Genomic DNA, 7610 nt, shown 5'->3' on the forward strand with positions numbered 1-7610 from the left:
GTGGCGCCGGCCGCCAGGGCCGCGTAGACGGCGAGCTCCCCGACGCGGTCGAGGAGGGCGTCCGGCCGGGCGACGAACGGGTTCGCCCGGCGGCCGAGGCCGGCGCCCGCCTGCCCGAGGACGGGCGCGGCGGCCGGCAGCAGCGCGCCGGCGAGCAGGCCGCCGCGCGCCCCGTCGGAGAACCACACCGCCGCCAGGCCCGCGAGCGCGAGCGAGGACGCCGACACGGCGCCGGCGGTGATCCCGCGCTCACCGGCCCACCGGGCGACGACCGCGGCGCAGGGCCCGGTCAGGTAGGCGGCGACGAGGCCGCCCGGCTCGGCGGGGCCGCGCGGGCGCGCGCCCTCCGCATCCAGGGTGTCCACGGCATCGGCGGCCTCTCGATCCGGGCGGATGATCGCGGGGTGGTCCGGTACGTTGAGCGTGACCGGCCGCTCACGCGTGGGCGCCTGATTCATCGGTGCCTCCAGCCGGTCACAGAAGCAGTGCAGTGCAAAGCGTAGTGGCTCGACTACGCAGAGTCATGGAAACCGGGAGAGATGGCGACGCGGACGGTTGCGGTGGTCCTCGCCGGCGGGGTCGGCGCGCGCATGGGCGCCGGCCGCCCCAAACAGCTCATGGAGGTCGGCGGGCGGCCGATCCTGGCGCACGCGGTCCACGCGTTCGACTCCCATCCGGGCATCGGCGAGGTCGTGGTGGTGATGGCGCCCGGGCATCTGCGCGAGGCCGCCTCGATCGCGGCGCCGTTCCGCAAGACGGCGGCGGTGATCGAGGGCGGCTCGACCCGGACCGCGTCCACCGCGGCGGCGCTGCGCCTGCTGGAGGACCGCCCCGACGACGTCCGCGTGCTGTTCCACGACGCGGCCCGCCCGTTCGTCGACCGCCCGGTCATCGACCGCGTGCTGGACGCGCTGGACGCCTGCGAGGCCGTCGCGGTCGGCGTGCCGTCGCCCGACACGATCGTGGTGGTCGAGGACGGGACGGTCGCCTCGATGCCGCCGCGCGAGACGCTGGCCCGGTTCCAGACGCCGCAGGGCTTCCGGCTCGGCACGATCCGCAAGGCCTACGAGCTGGCCCTCGCCGACCCGGGGCTGCGCGCCACCGACGACTGCGGGATCGTGCACCGCTACCTGCCGGACGTCCCGATCCGGGTCGTGGCGGGCAGCGAGCGCAACCTCAAGGTCACCCAGCCGCTCGACGCCGTCATCGCCGAACATCTCGCCAGCGAGGAAGCACCGTGATCTTCGAGAACACCCCCACCGTCATCGGCCACCGCGGCTTCGGCTCGGGCGAGGTCGTCCCGCCCGGCGCGCAAGAGGCCGTCGCCGAGAACACGCTGCCCTCGATGCTCGCCGCGGTGGAGGCCGGCCTGTCCTGGATCGAGATCGACGTGACGCGGACCGCCGACGACGCCCTCGTCCTGCGGCACGACCCGACGACCGTGGACGGCGACCACCTGGTCGACCTGCCCGCCACCGCGAGCGGGCTGCCGCTGCTCACCGAGATCTTCGACGCGCTGCCGGCGGACGTGGCGGTGGACGTGGACGTCAAGACCGTGCTGGAGGACGCGCTGGACGAGCCGTCCCGCCGCACCGGCGCGCTCCTGGCCCCGGTGCTGAGGCGGGAGGCGGAGCGGCGGCGGCTGCTGGTCACCTCGTTCGACCCGTCGCTGCTGATGTTCCTGCGCGAGGAGGCGCCGGGGGTCCCGCTCGGGCTGCTGACCTGGCTGCGGTTCCCGCTGTGGCACGCCGTCCCGGCCGCGGCGGGCCTCGGCATGGACGTCGTCGCCGTGCACACCGGCTCGTGCGGCATCGAGCACCCCGACACGCGGCTGCGGCCGCTGGAGCACTGCGTGGAGATCGCCCACAAGGCGGGCCTGGAGGCGATCGCCTGGTGCCCGTCGGCCGAGGCCGCCCCGACCTACGCGGAGGCCGGGTTCGACGCGATGGTGGTCAACGACGTCCCCGGCGTGCTCGCGGCCGTCCGGGCGTAGCGGAGGGGCGGCGCCGGCCGGACGGTCAGCTCGGGCGGTTGCCGCCGTACATCTGCGTCCACTCGCCGGGGGACTCGTCGTCGTCGGAGCGGCCGCTCCGAGCGGGCGGCTCGGACCGGCTCTCCTCGGCGTGCCGCGCCGGCGGCAGCGGAGGCGGGTTCGAGGAGGGCTGCTGCCCGTACTGCGGCGCGCCGTGCCAGGGCGGGCTCTGCCCCGGCGCGGGAGGCGGCTGGGGCGCTCCCATGGGCGCCTGGCCGCCGGGCATGGGCGGCGGGCCCATCGGCGCGGGAGGCGGGCCGCCGTACCGCGGCCCGGCCGCGGTGCGGGCCCTCCACCGCGACGGCGCGAGGGAGGCGACCAGGAACGCGACGCCCAGCAGGAGGAAGACCCCGTACGGGGCGAGCGTCGTGTAGCCCTGGTAGAGCTGGCGGCCCAGCAGATCGCGTCCGGAGTGCTCGACCGCGAAGCGCGGCGACGCGAGCCAGAGGAGGCCGATCGCCGTGTAGGCGGCCCCCGGGATCAGCGAGGCGAGCGGCGAGAGGCGCGACCCGGCGGCCAGGCCCACCAGCACCGCCGCCACCACGACCAGCGCGGCGCCGATCCAGCGGTCCTCGCCGCCCCGGGTGAAGAAGTACCGGAAGTAGTCCGTGAACTTGGTCGTGCTGAACATCAGGCACAGCGCGATCACCGGGGTGACCACGAGCCCGACCAACACGCCGAGACCGTGGCGCGCTCCGTTGGACATGGCCACCTCCGAACCGCGACGGGCGAGATCCCGCCAAACCTAACGGTCAGACGGGCCGCGCACCATGGCGGTTCGGAGGTGATCGTACTTTTTTGCCCCGTTACTGAATGGATTCGCCCGGTTTGATCGGAGCGGGCTGGCCGAGCCGCGGCGGGCTGGTCAGGAATCCGACGCCCCAGGTCACGTGCATGGTGGCGAAGACGAGCGGGAGCCGGATCCAGGCGGCCGGAGGCAGCCCGCGCCCCTCCACGGCCGCGCCGGCGATCATCGCGGCCGCGTACCCGCCGGGCAGGATCCACCCGGGCCAGAACCCGAACGCCCCCGCGACCACGCCCGCCGCCATCGCCACGACGGCGATCGGCGGCGCGAGGTAGCGCAGGTTGAGCGTGCCCTGGTGCTCGCGCCCGACGACGCGCCGCCAGCGCCCGGTGTGGAAGTACTGCTTGGCGAGGGCCCGCAGGTTGGGCCGGGGCCGGTAGGTGACGCGCATGCGGGGCGTGAAGTAGATCCGGCCGCCGGACTGCCGGATGCGGTGGTTCATCTCCCAGTCCTGCGCGCGGGTGAACGTCTCGTCGTAGCCGCCGACGCGGTCGAGCGCGCTGCGGCGGAACGTGCCGAGGTAGACCGTCTCCACCTCGCCCGCCTCGCCGCCGGTGTGGAAGCGCGCGTTGCCGACGCCGAGCTTGGAGGTCATCGCGCGCGCGACGGCCTTCTCGAACGGGGTGACGCCCTCGGCCGCCATGATCCCGCCGACGTTGTCGGCGCCGGTCTCCTCCATCGTCTCGACGGCGGCGCGCACGTAGTCGGCGGGCAGCAGGGAGTGCCCGTCCACCCGGACGATGATCGAGTACTGCGAGGCCTTGATCGCGATGTTGAGGCCCTGGGGGGTGCGCCCCGTCGGGTTCGCGACGACGATGAGGCGCGCGTCCTCCGTGGCCAGCTTGCGGGCGATCTCCTCGGTGCGGTCGCGGGACGGCCCGATGGCGAGCACGAGCTCCAGCTCGCCCGGGTAGTCCTGGCTGAGGATGCGGCGCACGGCGTCGGTCAGGTGGCGCTCCTCGTTGAGGACCGGCATCACCACCGAGACGGCGGGCCACGTGCGCTGACCGGAGTCGGGAAGGGGCTTCACGGCGTAGCGGGTTTCCTGGTTCATGGCGCGCTGGGCATGGGGAGACGAATTCATGTGGGCTCGCGGGCGCTCCCGTCCGGCGGACCGGAGTGAGGCGCCCCTTCCTCTCTCTTGCTCGCTTGTCTGACGCAGCCCACGCCACCCAGGTTTGCGTGCGGGCCGCCGGGGTGTGGTCAAGACGGCGCCACGTTACTGCAAGGACACGAGGTCCAGGTAGCGAACGGACGGGTGTCCCCCACTTTAGAGTGGTGGGGACTCGCGTCAGCACGTGATCTTCGGGAGGCGGCGGCCGGCATGGCAGACGGGCACGACTCGGGTCGCGGCGACGCCGACCCCCTGGAGCGCTACTTCCGGCCGCGTCCCGGCGCCCACGCGGCCGAGGACGACGGCGACATCGAGGGCGTGACCATCGACGGGATGCCGGCGCCGCGCGTCCCGGTGGAGAGCCCGCGCGGGCCGCGCCGGCCGGGCCGGGGGCTGAGCCCGCGGGCGGCGACGAGCGCGCGGCGGCAGAAGCGCTTCCTCACCCTGACCGGGACGGCCTCGGCGTTCGTGCTGCTGACCTCGGGCGGCGCGTGGGCGTTCCAGAACTACGTCACGGGCATGATCGACAAGGTCTCGGTCGGCGGGCTCGGCAAGGGCAGGGACACGCCGAAGGGCGCCATGACCATCCTGGTCGCCGGCGTCGACCGGCGCGAGGGCCTGACGAAGGAGCAGCAGAAGGCCGCCAAGCTCGGGCACGAGGCGGGCGAGCGCTCCGACACGATGATGCTGGTGCACGTGTCCCGCGACCACGACAGCGTGTCGGTCGTGAGCCTGCCCCGCGACTCCTACGTGACCATCCCGGGGCACAGGTCGAACGGGTCGGAGGGGGCCAAGGGCACGCGGGTCCCGGCCCGTCCCGGCAAGCTCACCTGGGCCTACCAGTTCGGGGGGCCCGACCTCACCGTCAGCACGGTCAAGCAGGCCACCGGCGTGTCGATCGACCACTACGTCGAGGTGAACTTCTACGGGTTCGTGCACATGGTCGACGCGATCGGCGGCGTGGACGTGTGCACGGAGCAGGCCGTCGACGACAAGAAGAGCGGCCTGAAGCTCCCGGCGGGCAAGTCGCACGTGGACGGCCTGAAGGCCCTGGCGTTCGCCCGCGCCCGCTACTCCCTGACGGGCGGCAGCGACCTCGGCCGCATCGACCGGCAGCAGCAGTTCATGGCGGCGATGATGAAGCAGGCGCTGTCGACGAAGACGCTCGGCGACCCGGTCAAGTCCACGAAGTTCCTGAACGCCTCGCTGAAGTCGCTGCGCGTCGACGAGAAGCTGGCCGACAACCTGCCGGGCCTCGCCGACCAGATGAAGAACCTGTCGACCGACGACGTCACGTTCGCGAAGGTGCCGCTGTCGAACCCGGCCTACAACACCGTGCTGTGGAACGCGCCGTCCCAGCAGTCGACCGTCCAGTGGGACCAGCACAAGGCGCGCGACCTGTTCACCCGGCTCCGCCGCGACCAGCCGCTCGCGACGGAGAGCCCGAAGCCGAGCGCCACGCCGACGAAGAAGGCCGAGAACGAGCTGACGGTGCCGCCGGGCGACATCTCCGTCCGCGTCCTCAACGCGATCGGCACCCGGGGCCTGGCCACCAAGGCGGGCGGCGAGCTCCGCAAGGCCGGCTTCAAGGTGTCCGTCGCGCCGGGCGTGGCGCGCCGCGGGCAGCAGACCACGCAGATCCTGTACGGGCCGGGACGGGAGGACTCGGCCCGGACCCTCGCCGCCGCGATCCCGGACGCCAAGCGCAAGAAGGTCTCCTCGCTCGGCTCCCAGGTGCAGGTGATGGTCGGAGCCGACTGGGACGGCGCGGACTGGGCCGGCGTGAAGGAGGTCGAGGTGAAGGAGTCGCCGAGCGCCACGCCGACGGAAGGGGGGTCGTCCATCGAGACCGGCACGGCCACCCAGAAGCTCTGCGGCTGACCCGGGCGTCCCCGCCGCCCCCGCCTTCTAGAATGTTCTTCTAGTCATGGGCGGGGAGGACGCAGCATGGGCGAGGACGTGCCGGCCGGATCGTTCTACGAGCCGCTCGGCGGCGGGCGGTTCGCCTCCACACCCGCGACGGCGGGCCCCTGGTCGCCGGGCCTCCAGCACGGCGGCCCGTTCTCGGCCCTCCTCGGGCGGGCCTTCGAGCGGCACGACCCCGTCCCCGGCACCCGGGTGGCGCGGGTGACCGTCGAGATCCTCAGCCCCGTGCCCGTGGCGGAGCTGGAGGTCGCCGTGCGCACGGTCCGCCCCGGCAGGAGGGTCGCCCTCCTCGAAGGCGAGATCACGCACGAGGGGCGGCCGGTCGCCCGCGCGAGCGCCTGGCGGATCATGGCGGCCCCCGCACGCCTGGAGCCGGTCGTGCACGCCGCCGCGCCGCCGGACCTGCCCGAGGCGACGGAGCCGTTCGGCGCGTGGGCGGGCATGCATCGGGACGGCTACCTGTCCGCGATGGAGTGGCGGCTCGTCAGCGGCGCCTTCGGCGAGCCCGGCCCGGGGACGGTCTGGGCGCGGCCGCGGATCCCGCTGGTCGCGGGCGAGGCCGACACGCCGCTCGTCCGCGCGCTGACGCTCGCCGACAGCGCGTCGGGCGTCGGCAGCCAGCTCGACGTGGCCGAGTGGCTGATCATCAACACCGACGTGACCGTCGCGCTGCACCGCGACCCCGCGGGCGAGTGGCTGTGCCTCGCCGCGTCCCTGGACGCCGCCCCGGGCGGCAGCGCGCTCTGCCAGGGGACGCTCGCCGACCGCTCGGGCGAGCTCGGCCGCGTCCTGCAGACCCTCCTCGTGGACGAGCGCCCGCGAGGCTGAACACGGCCCGCCCAGCCGATCAACACTCTGCGTGACCTTCTGCTACGGTGAGTAACGCCCGGGCGACAGAGAGCACAGTTCCCACCTCGTCAGGAGTGCAGAGATGTCCACAAGGATTCTCGGCTTGCTCACCACGACCGCCGCCATCTCGGTGGCGCTCAGCGGCGGCATCGCCGCCGCGAGCGTCGCGCGCACCGCGCCTCCGCCGGCCCCGCCGCAGGCGGACGCCCCGCCCGGCACGAACCCGGCGCTCGGCACCGGCCCGTTCACCATGGACTCGTCGTCCGACCCGGCGCCGGACCAGAACGCGGCGGCGAACGCCGAGCCGAACACCGCGCAGGAGCCCGCCGCCGCTCCCAGGCCGAACGCCGCACCGGAGCAGGAGGCCGCGGCGCCCAAGGCGCCGAAGGGCAGGTCCGAGGCCAGGGACGGCACCGACCTGAAGGCCTGCGAGGACGCCGAGTGCCAGGTCGAGATCAAGGACGGTCAGACGATCAAGTTCGACCGCAGGCTCGGGTTGGACCCGCTGCACGTCAAGGTCGACGGCAACCGGCTGATCTTCTCCTCGCGCGGCCGCAAGGGCGTGATGGTCGCCTCGATGGACGCGTCCTGGCCCCGCGCCACCGCGACCTTCAACGGCCTCACGCTGCGGCCGCACCGCGCCAAGAACGGCGCCATGATCCTCGACGTCTCGCACGACTGAGCCGACCGGGGCGACGAGCCGCGTACACGGAGGGGCGGGCCATGCGGCCCGCCCCTCCGTGTGCGCCGCCGTGTCCTACCGGAGGATCTGGCGGGCCATGACCATCCGCTGGATCTGGTTGGTGCCCTCGTAGATCTGAGTGATCTTGGCGTCGCGCATCATCCGCTCCACCGGGAACTCCCGCGTGTACCCGTACCCGCCC

8 protein-coding genes and 1 pseudogene are annotated in these 7610 nt (G+C 73.8%); 5 read left to right on the forward strand and 4 right to left on the reverse strand.

The features are described from left to right. Window positions 1-458, reverse strand: a pseudogene (locus ABD944_RS41780) (hypothetical protein); the annotation flags it as partial. Between the two features lie 81 nt (window positions 459-539). Here ABD944_RS41780 and ispD point away from each other — a divergent pair. Next, window positions 540-1241 carry a 2-C-methyl-D-erythritol 4-phosphate cytidylyltransferase gene (gene ispD / locus ABD944_RS41785; RefSeq protein WP_345187731.1) on the forward strand — a complete coding sequence of 234 codons (702 nt, stop codon included), beginning with the start codon at window positions 540-542 and terminating at the stop codon, window positions 1239-1241. Further along, window positions 1238-1993, forward strand: a complete 756-nt coding sequence (locus tag ABD944_RS41790) for a glycerophosphodiester phosphodiesterase (RefSeq protein ID WP_345187733.1) — start codon at window positions 1238-1240, stop codon at window positions 1991-1993. The genes ispD and ABD944_RS41790 overlap by 4 nt, the downstream gene beginning before the upstream one ends. A 25-nt stretch (window positions 1994-2018) precedes the next feature. Here ABD944_RS41790 and ABD944_RS41795 read toward each other — a convergent pair whose 3' ends face one another. Further along, entirely contained in the window at window positions 2019-2738 is a 720-nt protein-coding gene (locus ABD944_RS41795) for a hypothetical protein (protein WP_345187736.1), read from the reverse strand. Window positions 2739-2838: 100 nt separating this feature from the next. Then, window positions 2839-3891, reverse strand: a complete 1053-nt coding sequence (locus ABD944_RS41800) for a glycosyltransferase family 2 protein (protein ID WP_345187739.1) — start codon at window positions 3889-3891, stop codon at window positions 2839-2841. Window positions 3892-4161: 270 nt separating this feature from the next. Here ABD944_RS41800 and ABD944_RS41805 point away from each other — a divergent pair, with 270 nt between their 5' ends. From ABD944_RS41805 to ABD944_RS41815, 3 genes are all read left to right on the forward strand, one after another. Beyond that, window positions 4162-5832: an LCP family protein gene (locus ABD944_RS41805; RefSeq protein WP_345187742.1), complete on the forward strand. Its 1671-nt coding sequence runs from the start codon at window positions 4162-4164 to the stop codon at window positions 5830-5832. A 66-nt stretch (window positions 5833-5898) separates the two neighbouring features. Then, the gene (locus ABD944_RS41810) at window positions 5899-6705 is read left to right on the forward strand and encodes a thioesterase family protein (protein WP_345187744.1); all 807 of its coding nucleotides are present in this window, start codon (window positions 5899-5901) and stop codon (window positions 6703-6705) included. 103 nt (window positions 6706-6808) lie between these two features. Beyond that, complete coding sequence (locus ABD944_RS41815) at window positions 6809-7408, forward strand: hypothetical protein (RefSeq protein WP_345187746.1); 600 nt, start codon at window positions 6809-6811, stop codon at window positions 7406-7408. A 75-nt stretch (window positions 7409-7483) separates the two neighbouring features. On the opposite strand, the gene ABD944_RS41820 is transcribed toward ABD944_RS41815, so the two are convergent. After that, the coding region (locus ABD944_RS41820; protein ID WP_345172492.1) for an acyl-CoA dehydrogenase family protein at window positions 7484-7610 on the reverse strand (127 nt) is incomplete at its 5' end.

Source organism: Actinomadura verrucosospora (assembly GCF_039540335.1).
GTDB lineage: Bacteria > Actinomycetota > Actinomycetes > Streptosporangiales > Streptosporangiaceae > Spirillospora > Spirillospora verrucosospora.